This is a genomic window from Lentzea sp. NPDC102401 (assembly GCF_044765805.1).
GTDB classification, from domain to species: domain Bacteria; phylum Actinomycetota; class Actinomycetes; order Mycobacteriales; family Pseudonocardiaceae; genus Lentzea; species Lentzea sokolovensis.
Genome location: NZ_JBIWKS010000004.1, coordinates 347,261 through 364,014, shown reverse-complemented (window position 1 = coordinate 364,014; position 16,754 = coordinate 347,261). Strand labels below are relative to the sequence as shown.

At 68.9% G+C, this 16,754-nt stretch carries 15 protein-coding genes and 1 riboswitch; of the genes, 10 read left to right on the top strand and 5 right to left on the bottom strand.

Translation table 11 applies throughout. The features are described from left to right. The first annotated feature begins 28 nt into the window (after positions 1-28). Positions 29-562, top strand: a complete 534-nt coding sequence (locus tag ACIRG5_RS16785; protein ID WP_402905506.1) for a TetR/AcrR family transcriptional regulator — start codon at positions 29-31, stop codon at positions 560-562. Here the strand turns inward: ACIRG5_RS16785 and ACIRG5_RS16780 are convergent, their stop codons facing one another. After that, positions 563-1,498 carry a M28 family metallopeptidase gene (locus tag ACIRG5_RS16780; RefSeq protein ID WP_402905504.1) on the bottom strand — a complete coding sequence of 312 codons (936 nt, stop codon included), beginning with the start codon at positions 1,496-1,498 and terminating at the stop codon, positions 563-565. Positions 1,499-1,620: 122 nt separating this feature from the next. Between ACIRG5_RS16780 and ACIRG5_RS16775 the strand changes: the two genes are divergently transcribed. From ACIRG5_RS16775 to ACIRG5_RS16755, 5 genes are all read left to right on the top strand, one after another. Beyond that, on the top strand, positions 1,621-3,099 hold the full coding sequence (locus tag ACIRG5_RS16775; protein WP_402905502.1) for a potassium/proton antiporter: 1,479 nt from the start codon (positions 1,621-1,623) through the stop codon (positions 3,097-3,099). Between the two features lie 73 nt (positions 3,100-3,172). Next, positions 3,173-3,287: riboswitch (SAM riboswitch) on the top strand. A 37-nt stretch (positions 3,288-3,324) separates the two neighbouring features. Next, positions 3,325-4,656: an aminotransferase class V-fold PLP-dependent enzyme gene (locus ACIRG5_RS16770; protein ID WP_402905500.1), complete on the top strand. Its 1,332-nt coding sequence runs from the start codon at positions 3,325-3,327 to the stop codon at positions 4,654-4,656. A 23-nt stretch (positions 4,657-4,679) separates the two neighbouring features. Beyond that, positions 4,680-5,462 (top strand): signal peptidase II, encoded by a 783-nt coding sequence (lspA, locus tag ACIRG5_RS16765; RefSeq protein WP_402905498.1) that lies wholly within the window; start codon positions 4,680-4,682, stop codon positions 5,460-5,462. A gap of 101 nt (positions 5,463-5,563) precedes the next feature. Further along, positions 5,564-6,448: an RluA family pseudouridine synthase gene (locus tag ACIRG5_RS16760; protein ID WP_402906185.1), complete on the top strand. Its 885-nt coding sequence runs from the start codon at positions 5,564-5,566 to the stop codon at positions 6,446-6,448. Between the two features lie 73 nt (positions 6,449-6,521). Then, complete coding sequence (locus ACIRG5_RS16755; RefSeq protein WP_402905496.1) at positions 6,522-7,112, top strand: NAD(P)-dependent oxidoreductase; 591 nt, start codon at positions 6,522-6,524, stop codon at positions 7,110-7,112. Here ACIRG5_RS16755 and ACIRG5_RS16750 read toward each other — a convergent pair. After that, positions 7,101-7,997 carry a LysR family transcriptional regulator gene (locus ACIRG5_RS16750; protein ID WP_402905494.1) on the bottom strand — a complete coding sequence of 299 codons (897 nt, stop codon included), beginning with the start codon at positions 7,995-7,997 and terminating at the stop codon, positions 7,101-7,103. The genes ACIRG5_RS16755 and ACIRG5_RS16750 overlap by 12 nt on opposite strands. A 23-nt stretch (positions 7,998-8,020) precedes the next feature. Here ACIRG5_RS16750 and ACIRG5_RS16745 point away from each other — a divergent pair, with 23 nt between their 5' ends. The 3 genes from ACIRG5_RS16745 to ACIRG5_RS16735 are packed head-to-tail and all read left to right on the top strand — an operon-like array spanning position 8,021 to position 9,975. Then, entirely contained in the window at positions 8,021-8,785 is a 765-nt protein-coding gene (locus ACIRG5_RS16745; RefSeq protein ID WP_402905492.1) for an inositol monophosphatase family protein, read from the top strand. 48 nt (positions 8,786-8,833) lie between these two features. Further along, positions 8,834-9,304 carry a helix-turn-helix domain-containing protein gene (locus ACIRG5_RS16740; RefSeq protein WP_402905490.1) on the top strand — a complete coding sequence of 157 codons (471 nt, stop codon included), beginning with the start codon at positions 8,834-8,836 and terminating at the stop codon, positions 9,302-9,304. Continuing rightward, the gene (locus ACIRG5_RS16735) at positions 9,193-9,975 is read left to right on the top strand and encodes an IS630 family transposase (protein ID WP_402906183.1); all 783 of its coding nucleotides are present in this window, start codon (positions 9,193-9,195) and stop codon (positions 9,973-9,975) included. The genes ACIRG5_RS16740 and ACIRG5_RS16735 overlap by 112 nt, the downstream gene beginning before the upstream one ends. A 13-nt stretch (positions 9,976-9,988) precedes the next feature. On the opposite strand, the gene ACIRG5_RS16730 is transcribed toward ACIRG5_RS16735, so the two are convergent. Next, on the bottom strand, positions 9,989-10,822 hold the full coding sequence (locus ACIRG5_RS16730; protein ID WP_402905489.1) for an AsnC family protein: 834 nt from the start codon (positions 10,820-10,822) through the stop codon (positions 9,989-9,991). Positions 10,823-11,127: 305 nt separating this feature from the next. Here ACIRG5_RS16730 and dnaE point away from each other — a divergent pair, with 305 nt between their 5' ends. Next, positions 11,128-14,640 (top strand): DNA polymerase III subunit alpha, encoded by a 3,513-nt coding sequence (dnaE, locus tag ACIRG5_RS16725; RefSeq protein WP_402906181.1) that lies wholly within the window; start codon positions 11,128-11,130, stop codon positions 14,638-14,640. On the opposite strand, the gene ACIRG5_RS16720 is transcribed toward dnaE, so the two are convergent. Both ACIRG5_RS16720 and ACIRG5_RS16715 read right to left on the bottom strand, forming a co-directional pair. After that, positions 14,637-16,232, bottom strand: coding sequence for an MOSC domain-containing protein (locus tag ACIRG5_RS16720; RefSeq protein WP_402905487.1), 1,596 nt, complete (start codon positions 16,230-16,232; stop codon positions 14,637-14,639). The two genes, dnaE and ACIRG5_RS16720, sit on opposite strands and share 4 nt — an antisense overlap. Continuing rightward, positions 16,232-16,708 carry a CGNR zinc finger domain-containing protein gene (locus tag ACIRG5_RS16715; protein ID WP_402905486.1) on the bottom strand — a complete coding sequence of 159 codons (477 nt, stop codon included), beginning with the start codon at positions 16,706-16,708 and terminating at the stop codon, positions 16,232-16,234. Before ACIRG5_RS16715 ends, ACIRG5_RS16720 begins: the two co-directional genes overlap by 1 nt. Between the last annotated feature and the right edge of the window lie 46 nt (positions 16,709-16,754).

The following is a 16,754-nucleotide window of genomic DNA, read 5'->3' as shown; positions in this document are numbered from 1 at the left end:
GAAACGTACGGTAGCGTATGGAAGCGTGGTGCGGCGGAATCGTGATGACTGGACTGAGATAGCGCTGAGAGCGCTGGCCGAAGGCGGGCTCGGCGCGGTGGCGATCGAACCGCTGGCCGCGCAGGCGGGGGCCACGAAGGGCAGCGTCTACCACCACTTCCCGAACCGCGAGGCGTTGCTGAAGGCGACGGTCGAGCGATGGGAGCGGGAGCACACCGAGAAGGTCATCGAGCTGGTCGAGGCGGAGAAGTCACCGCGGGACAAGCTCAGGACGTTGTTCGGCACGGTGCTCGACCGCGGCCGCAAGGGCTCGGTGGAGATGGCGTTGCAGGCGGGCGCGGAGAACGAGGTGATCGCGCCGGTCCTGCGGCGCGTCACGGAGAAACGCCTGAACTACCTGACCGAGCTGTTCGAGCAGCTCGGGTTCGACCATGAGCACGCGAAGAAGCGCGCGCTCATCGCGTTCAGCCTCTATCTCGGTCAGGCGCAGATGTGGGCGACCCTGCCCGGCCTCGTCGAACCGGTGCTCGACGAGGCCGTGCAGGTGCTCACCGCGAAATGATCAGGCCGCCGTGTTCCACAACGCGTAGGCGATCACGTCCGCGTTGCGGTCGAGAGCCGTGGCGTTGACGTTGGACGTGGTGTCGCAGGAGCGGTGGTAGCACCGGTCGAAGGCCTGGCCGGCCGTGCCACCCCACTTCGCCGCCTGCGCCGAGGTCTTGGTCACCTCGGCGCCGGTGAAGGTGCCACCGGTCGGGATGTTCGCCCGCGCGAACGCCGCGTGGTCGGAGCGGCCGCCGACGTTGGTCAGCTCGGTCTGGACGCCGATCGAGGTGAAGCCCGCCTGCAGCCGCTGCTGCAGCGCCACCGAGCCGGTGGGCTGGCCGTCGGCGCCGTTGTAGACGAAGTAGCCGGGGTTCGGCGAGCCGGTCATGTCGAAGTTCAGGTACGCCTTGATCTTCGACTTCTCGGTGGTGGACAGGGAGTTCACATAGGCCGTCGAGCCGCGCAGGCCGAGCTCCTCCGCGCCCCACCAGCCGAACCGCAGGTGCTTGGTCGGCTGGAAACCGGTGGCCTTCACCTGGAGGGCGACCTCCAGGATCGACGCGGAACCCGTGCCGTTGTCGTTGATGCCGGGGCCCGCCGTGACGCTGTCGAGGTGGCCGCCCAGCATGACGACGTTGTTCGCGTCGCCGCCGGGGTAGTCCGCGATCAGGTTGTAGCCGGTGGCGCCGCCGTAGGTGAACGACTGCACGCGCGTCGTGTAGCCGGCCGCGTCGAGCTTGCTCTTGACCCAGTTGATCGAGGCCAGGTACCCCGGTCGTCCGTGAGCGCGGTTGCCGCCGTTGGCGTTCGCGATCGACTGGAACTGGTTCAGGTGTGCTTGGACGTTCGCGACATTGATGTTCGGTGCCGCCAGAGCCGCAGGGGCGGCCGCTTGCGCTGTGGTCGCTCCGGTCACCATCAAGGCGGCCGCCAGCGCGATCAGGATCCTCATGGTTCAACTCCGTGCAGGGTTAGGGATTGAGCCACAGATCAACATGCTCCACCGCGCATGAGCCCGCTAGAGGCGATCGTCGGATTCGTCGGAATCGATGGTGATCAACCAGAATGGTCCAGGTGGGTGACGTCACGGTCGTTCTGGGCATCGGCGCGGCCGTACTGCTGATCTCCGTGATCGCGGTGCGGGTGTCGACCCGGCTCGGGCTGCCCTCACTCCTGCTGTACCTCGGCATCGGCGTGCTGCTCGGCGAGGCCGCGTTCGGCATCAAGTTCGACGACGCCGACCTCACCCAGTCCCTCGGCATCGCGGCACTCGTGCTGATCCTGACCGAGGGCGGCATCACGACCCGCTGGAACGCGGTGAGGTCCTCGCTGTGGCTGGGCGTCGCACTGTCCACAGTGGCCGTTGTGGTGAGCGTGGCGGTGACCGGGACGGCGCTGCACTTCCTGCTCGGCCTCGACTGGCGGATGGCCTTGCTGTGGGGCGCGGTGCTGTCGTCCACCGACGCGGCCGCCGTGTTCAGCGTCCTGCGCTCGTTAGGCGTGGGGCCGCGGCTCACCGGTGCGCTCGAACTGGAGTCCGGCCTCAACGACGCGCCGGTCTACATCGCCGTGGTGCTGCTGGCCTCGTCGGACGCGATCTCGTGGACCGCGCCGCTGCTGGTGATCTACGAACTGGGTGTGGGCGCGCTCATCGGTGTCGCGCTGGGGTATCTCGGCGGGGCCGGGCTCAGACGCGCGGCACTGCCCTCCACCGGTCTGTACCCGCTCGCCACGGTGGCCGTGTGCGTGATGGCCTACACGGCCGGCGACCTCGCGCACGCGTCCGGATTCCTCGCCACCTACGTCGCCGCGCTGGTCCTGGGCAACGCCCGCCTGCCGCACCGCGCCGACACCCTCTCGTTCGCAGAAGGCCTCGGCTGGCTCGCCCAGATCGGGCTCTTCGTGCTGCTGGGTCTCTACGCCTCGCCGTCGCGGCTGCTCGACGTGCTGTTCCCCGCCCTGGTCGCGGGCTTGGTGCTGACGTTCGTGGGCCGGCCGCTGTCGGTGTTCCTCGCCTCGCTGCCGTTCAAGGTGCCGTGGCGGGAACAGGTGTTCCTCTCCTGGTCGGGGCTGCGCGGCGCGGTGCCGATCGTGTTCGCGCTGATCCCGTTGATCCAGGGGGTCGAGGGCGCGCGCGAACTGGTCGACGTGGTGTTCCTGCTGGTCATCGTGCTGACGGTGGTGCAGGGCACGACGCTGCCGTTCCTCGCCCGGCGCCTCGGACTGGTGAAGATGGGGGAGGCGCAGGAGGTCCAGGTCGACTCCTCGCCGCTCGACGAGCTGGGCGCCGAACTGCTGCAGGTGCACATCCAGCGCGGGTCGAAGCTGCACGGCGTCTACATGACCGAACTGCGGCTGCCCGTGGGCGCCACGGTCAGCCTCGTGGTGCGCTCGGGAAAGAGTTTCACGCCACAACCGACGACCCGGCTGCAGACGGACGACCAGTTGCTCATCGTCACCACCGAGGAAGCGCGCGATGCCGCTGAGCGGCGCGTACGTGCCGTCGACCGCGCCGGTCGCTACGCACGGTGGAAGGGCGAGACCGGCGATTAGTCGGTCACCGACGCTTCCCAGCATCTGAATCAGGTGTCGACGAGTGCGTCGGCCTCCGCTAACGTCGTCGGCAGGTCATGAGAGCCAGCGTCAAGCCCAAGCTTGCTGGCCGGCAACCCTCCAACCGCGGTGGGGTGCCCTTGGTGAGGACCTGGTCCGGCGCGTGGGGCGCCGGTCAAGCGCGGGCCTTCGCACGACGGGGCCCCTGGCCTCGGAGGCAGCTCGATGACGCTCGCGATCACCCCTGGAACCACCACCGCCGTTCCGGCTGTCGTTGGCGCTGAACTGCGGGTTCCGCTCGTCACCGGAGAGCGCGTCACCTACGCCAACCTCGACCACGCGGCCTCGGCGCCCTGTCTGCAGGAGGTGCGCGACGCCGTCGACGAACTACTGCCCTGGTACGCCAGCGTGCACCGCGGCGCCGGGTTCGCCTCGCAGGTCTCGACCCGCGTCTACGAGCAGGCCCGCGACCGCATCCGCCGGTTCGTCGGGGCGCACTCCTCCGACACCGTCGTCTTCACCCGCAACACCACCGATTCGCTGAACCTGTTGGCGCGCAGCGTTCCCAAGAACACCGCCGTCGTCCTGTTCGACAGCGAGCACCACGCGGCCCTGCTGCCGTGGCGCGGGCCGAACGTTCAGCGAGTCCCTGCCCCGTCTTCGTCCGGCGCTGCGATCGTCGCGCTGGACCGGGCGTTGGCCGCCGCCCCGGTCGGCCCTCGGCTCGTGATCGTCACCGGGGCGTCCAACGTCACGGGGGAGCTGTGGCCCGTCGCCGAGCTCGCGAAGGTCGCCCGCCGGCACGGCGCGCGGATCGCGCTCGACGCCGCGCAGCTCGCCCCGCACCGACCGATCAACGCCCGTGAGCTGGGCGTCGACTACATCGCGTTCTCCGGCCACAAGATCTACGCGCCGTTCGGCGCGGGTGTGCTGGTCGGCCGCGCGGACTGGTTGCAGCAGGCCCAGCCGTACCTGGTCGGCGGCGGTGCCACGTCGAAGGTGACCGACCACGGCGACCGCCTGGGCGTGGCCTGGTCCGCGGTGCCCGAGCGGCACGAGGCCGGCAGCCCGAACGTCGTCGGCGTGCACGCGCTGGCCGCGGCCTGCGAGATCCTGTCGCGGCACTGGGAGCAGACCGTCGCGCACGAGCAGGAACTGCTGACGCGCCTGCAGAACGGCCTGCGCACGATCCCCGGCCTCCGCGAGCTCGCGATCCTGACCGACGCCGACAAGGTGGGCGTCGTGAGCTTCACGATCTCCGGCTTCGACGCGGGCTTCCTCGCGGCGGCGCTGTCCGCCGAGTACGGCATCGGCGTGCGCGACGGAGCGTTCTGCGCGCACGTGATCGTGGGTCGTCTGGTCAAGCAGGCCGGATCGCACGAGGAACGTGCCGTGCGCGCGTCGATCGGTCTCGGCACGACGCCCGAGCACGTGGACCGTTTGGTCGCGGCGCTGCGCACTCTCGTCACCGAGGGTCCGAAGTGGACCTACGCGCAGCGCGACGGCCGCTGGGTTCCGCAGGACGACAACCGAACCCTGCCGCCGTTCCTCGCGTAGTCCCTGTAGTGGACAATGACCTGGTGAGTGACGAGGCCAAGGCCGCGGAGAAAGCTGCCGAGAAGGTCGCTGACAAGCCGGAGGAAGCGCAGGTCAGCGAGCCGGAGACGGTCGCGACGCCCGCGATCGTGGTCGAGGAGCCGGCCGCGGGGAAGATCGAGGAGAAACCGGAGGAGTCCCCCGCGAGGGCGGAGGAGGACGACGACGAGTTCTCGATCTCGGGTTCGATCTCCGGCTCGTTGCCGGAGCCGCGGACGAAGATCCTCGCGCTCCTGGCGGCCGGCGTGCTGGCCCTGGACGTGCTCACCAAGGTCGTGTCCGTGGCGTTCCTCGAGGGCGCCGACCCGATCAAGCTCTTCGGCGGCGTGCTCTACCTGACGTTCGTCCGCAACCCCGGAGCCGCGTTCGGCCTGGCCGAGGGGCAGACGTGGATCCTCGCGCTGATCGCGCTGGGCGTCGCCGGGTTCATCCTCTGGATCTCGCGCAACCTCCGCTCGCAGGGCTGGGCCGTCGGCCTCGGCCTGGTGCTGGGCGGCGCCGTCGGCAACCTCGCCGACCGCCTGTTCCGCGAACCGGGCCCGATGCGTGGCCACGTCGTGGACTTCCTGTCGCTGTTCGACCCGTACGGCCAGGTGTGGCCGGTGTTCAACGTCGCGGACATGGCGATCGTCGGCGGTGGCGCCACGATCATCGTGCTGGCGCTGCTGCGGCACGACTACGACGGGACCGTCCACAAGGACGAGCCCGCGCTCGTCGTGGAGCCCACGCCCACCGTGGAGTCCGACGGTGCGGCGGAGTCGAAGTAGCTGCTCCTGGTAGATTCAGCGGGTTCTGCAAGGAGAAGAAGGTCGAGGCACCCCGCGTGAGCGGATACCGAACGCTGCCGATTCCCGACGGTCTGGACGGCATGCGCGTCGACGCCGGCCTCGCGAAGTTGCTCGGCCTGTCCCGCACCGTCGTCACGGCCATCGCCGACGCCGGCGAGGTGCTGGTGGACGGCCGGGTCGCCGGCAAGTCCGACCGGCTCATCGCCGGGTCGATGCTGGAGATCACGCTGCCCGCGCCACCGCAGCCGGTCACCGTCCAGGCGATCCCCGTCGAGGGCATGGTCATCATCCACGAGGACGACGACATCATCGTCATCGACAAGCCCGTCGGTGTCGCCGTGCACCCGTCGCCGGGCTGGACCGGGCCGACCGTCGTCGGTGGGCTGCTCGCCTCCGGCCACCGCGTCGCCACGTCCGGTGCCGCCGAGCGCCAGGGCGTCGTGCACCGGCTCGACGTCGGCACGACCGGCGTGATGGTGGTCGCGAAGTCCGAGTCCGCGTACTCCGCTCTGAAGCACGCCTTCAAAGAGCGGACCGTCGACAAGGTCTACCACGCGATCGTGCAGGGCCACCCGGACCCGATCAAGGGCACCATCGACGCGCCGATCGACCGTCATCCCAAGCACGACTACAAGTTCGCCGTGATGCAGGACGGCAAGCCGTCCGTCACCCACTACGAGGTGATGGAAGCTTTCCGGGCCGCTTCGCTGGTCGAGGTGCACCTGGAAACCGGGCGCACACACCAGATTCGTGTGCACTTCTCGGCCCTGCACCACCCGTGCGTCGGCGACCTGACGTACGGGGCCGACCCGACGCTGTCCAAGCGGCTCGGGGTCACGAGGCAGTGGCTGCACGCGCGGCAGTTGGGCTTCCACCACCCGGCGGACGGCCAGTGGGTCTCGTTCACGTCCGAGTACCCGGACGACCTGTCCTCGGCGTTGGAAAAGCTGCGCGAAGAGGGCTGATTGCGTTTGGGTAAATCACCGGTTGACGACATTGCACTTGATGTTAATCGGTGTGCTCAATAGCGTTCTCGGCATGCACCTGACCATTCTCGCGGCCTCGGGCCGCACCGGTTCCGCCCTCACCCGCCAGGCGTTGGAGCGCGGGCACGTCGTCACCGCGATCGCCCGCGACCCGAGCCGGATCACCCTCGACCACCCGAGCCTGCGCAAGGTCGCCGGTGACGTGAGCACGCCGTTGAGCATCGACGCCGATTCCGTCGTCCTGTCCGGCCTCGGCACGGACCGGGCGGGCGTCCTGCTCGACGGCGCCAAGGCCGTGGTCGCCGCCGGACCACGCCGGATCATCTGGCTCGGCGCGTACGGAACGGGCGCGTCCGCCGACGCGGCGGGCGAGGGCGCCGCGGTGCTGTGGAAGGTGATGGGCGACCGGATCCCGGACAAGATCGCGGCCGACAACGCCGTGCTCGCCGCCGGTGGCACGGTCTTCCACGCCGGCGTGCTCAGCGACGAGCCCGGGAGCCCCGGCCGCACGGTCGGCCTGGACGCCGCGCCGCCGTTCGACCTCACCGCGAAGGTCAGCCGCGAGACCGTCGCCGCCGCGATGCTCGACGAGGCCGAGAACCCGCGCTTTCCCGGCGCGGTCGCGTTGCCGCTACCGGGCTAGTACGTCGGCCAGGGTCGTCCGCACCAGGTCGCGCAACCACGCGTGGGCGAGGTCGGAGTCGTAGCGCTGGTGCCAGTTGCAGTTGATCGACGCCTCCGGCGACTCGGCCGGCAGCGGACGGGTGACCAGCCCGAACGCCTCGATCAACGGCCGGCAGAGGATCGCCGTCGTGGTGATCAGCGCGTCGCTCGCCGCCGCGATCTGCAGCGCCGAGTGGACGGTAGCCACGGTCGCGATGACCTTGCGCTGCAAGCCTTCCGCGGCCAGCAGTTCGTCGATCGGGGCGGTCAGCCGGCCGCGCCGGGAGACCACCACGTGCGGATAGGCCGCGTACGCGCGCAGATCCAGTTCGGTGCAGGGATGGCCGGACCGCATGACCACGGCGAGCGGGTCGGTGCCGAGCGTCTCCGAGCGGAATTCGGGGAGGCCGGGCGTGCCACCGCCGAGTTCGAGGTCGACCCGGCCGTGCCGCAGGTCGTCGGTGTCGGCGGACTGCTCGGCGAGCACCCGCAGCCGCACGCCGGGTGCCTGCTCCGCGATCCGCGCGATCAACGCCGGCACCACCGACGAGGCGAGGGCGTCGTGGCACTGGATGGTGAACGTGCGCTCCAGTTCGGCCAGGTCCAGCTCACGGCTCGGCGCCAGCACGGCGTTGGCCTCGCGCACCAGCCGACGGACCTCGTCGGCGATCCCCAGCGCGTACGGCGTGGGCGTCATCGTGTGGCCGGTCCGCACGAGGATGTCGTCGCCGGTCACCTTCCTGATCCGCCCGAGCGTGCGGCTGACCGCGGGTGACGACAGGTGCAGCCGCTGCGCCGCCCCCATCACGCTGCCCTCGTCGAGCAGGGCGTCCAGCACGGTCAACAGATTCAGATCCGCTTGCATGACAGTCAATCTTGGAGGAAGCAATGCTCACCGCCACCACCGCCGCCGTCCGCCGTGCCGGAGCACGCATGCTGAAGCGCTACTCGACGGAGTCCCGCGCCTCCAGCCTCACCGAGATCGTCGAGGCCGTCCGGGCCAACGACGCCGCCGTCGTCGACCTGCTCAGGCCGGAACTGGCCGAGATCCGCCCGGACGCGCGCTGGCTCGACGACGAACACGGCTCCGGCCCGCTCGAAGCAGGCGAGTGGTGGCTGGTCGACCCGGTCGGCGGCAACATGAACGCGGTCCACGGCATGACGGACTGGAACATCGGGGTGAGCCTGGTCCGCGACGGCCGCCCGGTGCTCGCGGTCGTCTACTTCCCGCTGTTCGACGAGATGTTCACCGCCACCGAGGGCGGCGGCGCGTTCCTGAACGGCGTCCGGCTGAAGGTCTCGGACAAGACCTCACTGGACGGCGCGCTGGCCGGCACCGGTCAGGCCCAGCCCGGCCAGGGCGCGGAGATGGCGGACCGCGTCGGCGCCGCCTACAGCGCGATGGCGAAGGAAGCCCTCTACGTCCGGATCTCCGTACCGGTGACCCACCAGCTCGCCCAGGTCGCGGCGGGACGGATGGACGTGCACTGGCAGTACGACAACGTGCGCGCGCATGCGTCCGGTGTGCTGCTCGTGCAGGAGGCGGGCGGTGTCGTCACGGATCTCGACGGCAAGCCGTGGGAGCTGACGACCCGCGAGTACCTGGCCGCCGCACCTGGAGTGCACGCGGCAGCGCTCAAGACGTTGAACTAGTAGCGTGTCGCTGCTTCGATATGGCCCTGTGGCTGGGAGGCTGTTGTCATGGCCTCCCAGTTGAAACGGCCGGTCACGTTGTCGGCGCGGGATCGTGAAGAGCTGATCCGGTGGACCACGACGGGCGTGCACTCGGCGTCATCGATCATGCGGGCGCGGGTGCTGCTCGCGCTGGATACCTCGGTGGGTGAGCCTGATCCGAAGGTAGTGATCGCGGACCGTCTCGAGGTCTCGGGCGAGATGCTGCGGCTGGTCGCCAAGCGGTTCGACGAGACCGGTGGCGATGTCCTGGCCACGATCGGGCGCAAGAAGCGTGCTCTTCCGCCGGTGCCGTCGCCGGTGACCGGTGAGGTGGAGGCCCGGCTGATCGCGCTGGCGTGCTCGGCACCGCCGGCCGGGCATGCCCGGTGGTCGTTGCGGCTGCTGGAAAAACACGTCCAGCTCACCGAGGACATCCCGAATCTCGACCACTCGACCATCGGCCGGGTATTGAAAAAACGGAACTGCGTCCTCACCTGAGGAAGTGCTGGAACATCCCGCCGCGGGCGAACGCGGAGTTCGCCGCCCGCATGGAAGACGTCCTCGCCGTCTACGCCCGGCCCTACGACCCCGCCCGTCCCGTGGTGTGCATGGACGAGAAACCCTTCCAGTTCCTGGGCGAGGTCCGCGACCCGCTGCCGGCCCGGCCGGGCCGCGACGCCCGCCAGGACAGCGAATACGTCCGGTGCGGCACCTGCTCGATCTTCGTCTGGGCAGAACCCCTGCGCGGCTGGCGCCGGGTCCACGCCCTGACCCAGCGCACCAAACTCGACTGGGCCGGGCAAGTCAAAGAACTCCTGACCGTGGACTATCCCGACGCCGAGACCGTGGTGCTGGTCATGGACAACCTCAACACCCACACCATCGCCTCCCTCTACGAGGCCTTCGACCCCGGCGAGGCCTTCGCCCTGGCCCAGCGCCTGGAGATCCACCACACCCCCAAACACGGATCCTGGCTCAACATCGCCGAGATCGAACTCTCCGCACTGTCACGACAATGCCTCGACCGCCGCATCAGCGACCTCGACACCCTCAACACCGAGCTCACCGCCTGGCAACACGCCATCAACACCGAGCAACGCAAGGTCCGCTGGCAGTTCACCACCGACGACGCACGCGTCAAACTCCGCCACCTCTACCCCAAGAGTTAGCCGCGACGGTCTACTAGTCCTCGACGGTCCAGACCAGGGTGTTCAGGTCCACCTCGGGGCGCACGCTCCAACGGACCTGGATCACCTCGGTCGCGTCCGGCAGCACGAACACGCTGTGGCCGCCCGCGGTCTCGCCCGGCGCCACGCCGAGCTTGTGCGCGGGCCGCGAGGACAGCGAGACGGGCGCCTTCGTCACGGTCTCACCGGTCTTGGTGACCAGGACGAGGTACATGTCGGGCAGCGAGGTGTACGGGACCTGGGAGGTGTTCGTCACCTCGGTGTGCACGACCACGGCCCGTTCGCCCTCGGCGAGCTTGTAGCCGGCGGCGGTGAACAGGAAGTCCGCCGGGTCGACGACCTCGATCAGCTGGATCGACAGGCGGGCGCCTTCGAGGCTGTCCGCCTCCAGGGCCGTACCGATCTTGCCGGTCCGCGAGACGACGGGCTTGGGCTGCGGCTGGTCCGCGCGCACCCAGCCGGCTGACTGGGGCGGACCCCAGGTGGCCTGCGGCTGGACCGGGAACGGCTGGCTGACCGGCCCCTGAGGAGGGTAGGGCTGCTGCTGGACGGGGTGGGGGCCGCTCTGGTTCACCGCGTACGGGCCGGACGGCGGACCGCCCGCGTAGCTGCCGTAGGCGGCGGCGTTGGCCAGCGCCCGGCGCACGCCGTTCGGGTCGCACTCCACGCCCACGAGCAGCGGAAGACCGCTGCCGGAGAGGGTGATCAGACGCATGGCGGCCTCGCGCGGGTCCATCCCCAGGCGCTGGGCGATCTCGTGCACGGCGGCGCGACCTGACTCGGCGAGAACGGCGAGCAGGCGGGCGTCTACGGGATCGGGGGGCACCACGAAAAGAACGCTACCTGGCGGACTGGATCACCGTGCCACCGCCTACCTGATCGAGATCAAGGCAACGTGCGCTCTCGTGCGCCACTGTTGGTCTTCGAAGGACGTAGAATGCGGCCTTTTTCGCTGTCGCGGGACTTCGCCGGCTCATTGGCGGGTCGGCTTCTTGAGCCGAAGCAAGTCGGCTAGTCTCGACGAGCGCCAGGGGCCTTCCCGTTCCCCGTCATTCGCGCTAAAACGCTTGCCATACAAGGGGGTTGCCGGTGGCGGACTCGTTTGTGCACCTGCACGTGCACACCGAGTACTCGATGCTCGACGGCGCGGCCAAGGTGGCCCCGTTGTTCGAGGAAGCCGAGCGGCTCGGCATGACCGCTGTCGGTATGAGCGACCACGGCAACATGTACGGGTCCGACGAGTTCTACCAAACGGCGATGAAGACCGGCATCAAGCCGATCATCGGCATCGAGGCCTACCTCGCGCCGCACAACCGCCTGCACAAGAAGCCGGTCGCCTGGGGCGATCCCGGCCAGCGCAGCGACGACATCTCCGGTGCGGGCGCGTACACGCACATGACGATGTGGGCGCGCAACGCGGACGGCCTGCGCAACCTCTTCCGCCTGCACACCGAGGCGAGCAAGACGGGCTACTACTACAAGCCCCGCATGGACCGCGAGCTCGTCGCGGAGCACGCCGACGGCATCATCGCCACGACCGGCTGCCCGTCCGGCGAGGTGCAGACCCGCCTGCGGCTCGGGCAGGTCGACGAGGCGTTCAAGGCCGCCGCCGACTACCAGGAGATCTTCGGCAAGGAGAACTTCTTCCTGGAGCTGATGGACCACGGCCTCGAGATCGAGCGCCGGGTCCGCGACGGCCTGCTGGAGATCAGCAAGAAGCTCGCCATCCCGCCGCTCGCGACGAACGACAGCCACTACGTCACCAAGGACCAGGCGGACACGCACTCCGCGTTGCTCTGCGTGCAGTCCGGCAAGATGCTGACCGACCCGAACCGGTTCAAGTTCGACGGCGACGGCTACTACCTGAAGTCGTCCGAGGAGATGCGGCAGATCTGGAAGGACCTGCCGGAGGCGTGCGACAACACGCTGCTCGTCGCGTCGATGGTCGAGTCCTACGACGACATCTGGAGCGTCAAGGACCGGATCCCGAACTTCGAGGTCCCCGAGGGCGAGGACCAGGCCTCCTGGTTCCGCAAGGAGATCCGGCGCGGCCTCGAGTGGCGGTTCGCCGGCAAGGAAGTTCCAGAGGAGTACATCAAGCGCTGCGACTTCGAGGCCCAGGTCATCATCGACAAGGGCTTCCCGGCGTACTTCCTGATCGTCGCCGACCTGATCAGCTACGCCCGCAGCGTGGGCATCCGCGTCGGTCCCGGCCGTGGTTCGGCCGCGGGTGCCGCCGTGTCGTGGGCGATGGGCATCACGAACATCGACCCGATCCCGCACGGTCTGCTGTTCGAGCGGTTCCTGAACCCCGAGCGCACCGCCATGCCCGACATCGACATCGACTTCGACGACCGCCGTCGTGGCGAGATGATCCGCTACGCCAGCGAGAAGTACGGCGCCGACAAGGTCGCCCAGGTGATCACGTTCGGCACCATCAAGACCAAGGCCGCGCTGAAGGACTCGGCGCGTGTCCACCACGGTCAGCCGGGCTTCGCGATCGCCGACAAGATCTCCAAGGCGCTGCCGCCGCCGATCATGGCGAAGGACATCCCGCTCAACGGCATCGTCAACAAGAGCCACCCGCGCTACGGCGAGGCCGCCGAGGTCCGGTCGCTGCTGGAGACCGACTCGCAGGTGAAGGAGATCTTCGACACCGCGCTCGGTCTCGAGGGCCTGATCCGCAACGCGGGCGTGCACGCCTGCGCGGTGATCATGTCGAAGGACCCGCTCACGGAGTCCATCCCGCTCTGGTACCGCGACGACGGCTCGTTCATCACCGGCTGGGACTACCCGTCGTGCGAGAACATCGGCCTGCTGAAGATGGACTTCCTCGGGCTGCGCAACCTCACGGTGATGGGCGACGCGATCGAGAACATCGAGGCCAACCGCGGCAAGGACGCGGTCCCGGACTTCGACAAGCTCACGCTCGACGACCCGGAGACGTACGCGCTGCTCGGCCGCGGTGACACGCTCGGCGTGTTCCAGCTGGACGGCGGGCCGATGCGCGACCTGCTGCGCCGCATGCAGCCGACGACGTTCGAGGACATCGTCGCGGTCGGCGCGCTGTACCGCCCCGGTCCGATGGGTGTGAACGCGCACAACGACTACGCGGACCGCAAGAACGGCCGTCAGGAAGTCAAGCCGATCCACCCGCAGCTCGAGGAACCGCTCAAGGTGATCCTCGGCGAGACGCACGGTCTGATCGTCTACCAAGAGCAGATCATGTTCATCGCCCAGGAGGTCGCGGGTTACTCGATGGGTCGAGCGGACGTGCTCCGCAAGGCCATGGGCAAGAAGAAGGCCGAGGTTCTGGCCAAGGAGTTCGAGGGCTTCCGGGAGGGCATGCGCAACGACCCGCGCGGCTTCTCCGACGAGGCCATCCAGGCGCTGTGGGACACGATCCTCCCGTTCGCCGGCTACGCGTTCAACAAGTCGCACGCCGCCGCGTACGGCCTGATCTCCTACTGGACGGCGTACCTCAAGGCGAACTTCCGTGCCGAGTACATGGCCGCCCTGCTGACGTCGGTCGGTGACAACAAGGACAAGTCCGCGGTCTACCTGGCGGAGTGCCGCCGCCTGGGCATCAAGGTCCTGCCGCCCGACGTCAACGAGTCGGCGCTGCGCTTCGGTGCGGTCGGCACGGACATCCGCTTCGGTCTCGGCGCGATCCGCAACGTCGGCGCGAACGTCGTCGAGTCGATCATCAAGAGCCGCCGGGAGAAGGGCAACTACACGTCCTTCACGGACTTCATGGACAAGTCCGAACTCGTCGCCTGCAACAAACGCGTGATCGAGTCGCTGATCAAGGCAGGCGCGTTCGACGCGTTCGGCCACCCGCGCCTGTCGCTGATCCAGGTGCACGAGGACGCGGTCGACGCCGTCGTCCCGATCAAGCGCAAGGAGGCGGAGGGGCAGTTCGACCTGTTCGGTGGCGACAGCGCCGACGACCAGGACGACAGCAGCTCTCCGTTGGCACACCTCAAGTTCGGCACCGAGGAGTACCCGCGCAAGCAGATGCTGAGCCTCGAGAAGGAGATGCTGGGACTGTACGTGTCCTCGCACCCCCTCGACGGCGCCGAGCGGATCCTGCGCAAGTACGCGCCACGACCGATCGCCGTCGTGCTCGACGATCCGCCCAAGGAAGGCGAGTTGATCGTCTCCGGCATGATCTCGTCGATCGAGCGCCGGGTGAACAAGAACGGCCTGCCGTGGGCGATCACGGTGATCGAGGACCTGGACGCGTCCATCGAGGTCCTGTTCTTCCCGAAGTCCTACGAGGTGCTGCGCGACGACCTGGAGCTCGACTCCGCCGTGTGCGTGAAGGGCCGGGTGAACTGGCGCGAGGACAAGATGGCGATCTTCGGTGACGGTGTCGTCCCGCTCGACATCAGCGACGCGGAGGCGAACCCCGGCGCTGATCCGCCCCTCGTCCTCGGACTGCACACCAAGACGCTGACGCCGGAGCTGATCGAGGAACTGAAGAGCGTCTTCAAGTCCCACGAGGGCCAGGTCGCCGTGCATCTGGAGGTGCAGAAGCGCGACAAGTCGAAGGAGATGATGGTGGTGGGCAACTTCCGGGTGAACACGACGCCGTCGCTCTTCGGTGACCTCAAGACCATCCGCGGCATCACGATCCACCGTTAGAGATCGAGGACCAGGTCGGTTTCCGGTCGTGCGCAGCAGATCAGCGCGCTGCCGGGAGCCGGTGGTTCCAGCGGGTCCGGCCGGTTGACGACCGTGCCGGACAGCACCGGGGTCACGCAGGTGTGGCAGACGCCGGTGCGGCACGACCAGCGGGTCGGGACGTCGCAGGCCTCGGCCAGGTCGAGCAGGGACGCGTCGTCACGCCACGCCACCGTCAGGCCGCTGCGGGCGAACGTGATCTTCTGGCCGGTGCCTTCGGGGACGGGCTGGTGCGGCGCAACGGTTTCGGTGCCGACCAGACCTGGGTTGATGGCCGTGCGGGCACCGAACAGCTCACTGTGGATGCGGGCCGGATCGAGGCCGCGTTCGATCAGCGCTTCACGCATGTCGGCCATGAAAGCGTTGGGGCCGCACAGATACGCGCTCGCGTTGGTGGGCAGGTCGGCCAGGTCCGCGCGGGTGAGCCGCCCGTTGTCCGAGTAGTGGACGAGCTCGTGCGCTGGGTTGAGCTCGCGCACTTCGGCGGCGAAGGCGTAGTCGGCGGAACGCGTTGTGTGCAGCCAGAAGACCTCGCGGTCGGTGCCCTTCAGCGCGTGCAGCATCGCTAGCACCGGGGTGACGCCGACTCCCGCGGACAGCAGGATCACCGGTTCGTCACCGGCTTGCAGCGTGAAGTCGCCTCGGGGAGCGGCGACGTCGAGCGTGTCGCCGACCTTCAGGTGCTCGTGGAGCCAGGTGCTGACCACGCCGTCGCGTTTGACGCTGATCCGGTACGAGTCCGACGAGATCGAGTAGCTCCGCACTCCCGCAGGCGTGCGCACGGTCAGGTACTGACCCGGCTCGGGACGCGGACCGTCACCGGCGAGGCGGAACGACCTGATGGACGGGCTCTCCTGCGTGATCGCCTCGACCCGCAACGGCCGGAACCCTTCCCAGCCAACGGGTTCAGGCTCCGCGGGAGTCAGCAGGTCGTGGAACGAGCCTTGCCAGCCGGGGCTCAGCGCGGGGATGTCGACGGCCTTGCGGAGCTGTTCGGTGTCGCGGTCCGGCAGGTAGAGCAACGCGTCGATGGCGGCCACGCTCATCCGGTGCCGGCCGACCGCGGTGCGCACGATCTCGTCGCCTGCCCGGACCTCGCCCTCGGTGATGACCCGCAGGTAGAAGCCGGGGCGGCCGTGCGCGACCATCAACGACGGCATGCGCGGCTCGTCCAGCCGCATGCCGACGCGGTAGCAGGTGACGCGCGGCTGGGTGACCTCGAACTCGGCCGTGCCGACGCGGAACCGGTCGCCGACGTGCACATCGGCATCGGCCAGGCCCTCGACGGTGAAGTTCTCCCCGAACTGGCCGTACTCGAAGGTGCGGCCCAGCTCCGACCGCCAGTGCTCGTACGACTCCCGTTGGTACACGAGGACAGCGCGGTTCTCGCCGCCGTGCCCGCCGAGGTCGCCCTGGCCGTCCCCGTCGATGTTGAGCCTGCGCACCATCAGCGGTCCGTCGACCGGCTGCTTGAAGATTCCCGTGTGGACGGTCCGGTCGTGCCAGGAGACGTCCTTCGGCAGTCCGACGTTGAGCGACAGCAGGCGGGCCATCAGCGGTCTCCTCGCGTGCGCTGGTAGTGGCGGCGGGCCTTCATCCGGTTGCCGCAGACGGCCATCGAGCACCACCGGGCGCTGTTCGGCTTGCTGTGGTCGATCAGGAACAGCCGGCACTCGGGATTCGCGCACGGCCGCAACCTGCCAGGACTCGACAGCCGCAGCCCGTCCCAGGCGAGCACGGCCCGTGCGGCGGCGGTACGTCCTTCCGGCAGGTCGAGCTCCCACGTCACGCCGGTCGCGTCGACCCCGGCCCGTTGCCGGACGCCCTCGACGAACGGGCCGAGCGCCGCCGGTCCCTCCTCGCCGCGCACGACGGCCTGCAACGCGTCGCGTGCCGCGATCAGTGCGCGCAACTCGTCGTCCGAGGCGGGCTGATCGTGCGCTGTCAGCCAGCTCAGGCCTTCCTCCGCGAGCACGTCGTGCTGCCCGTCGTCCAGCACGGGTGTCGTGTTCAGCAGGTCGAGCAGCATCTCTAACCTCCAAAGTGACCCTTGACAGGTTATAGGACACTCTGCC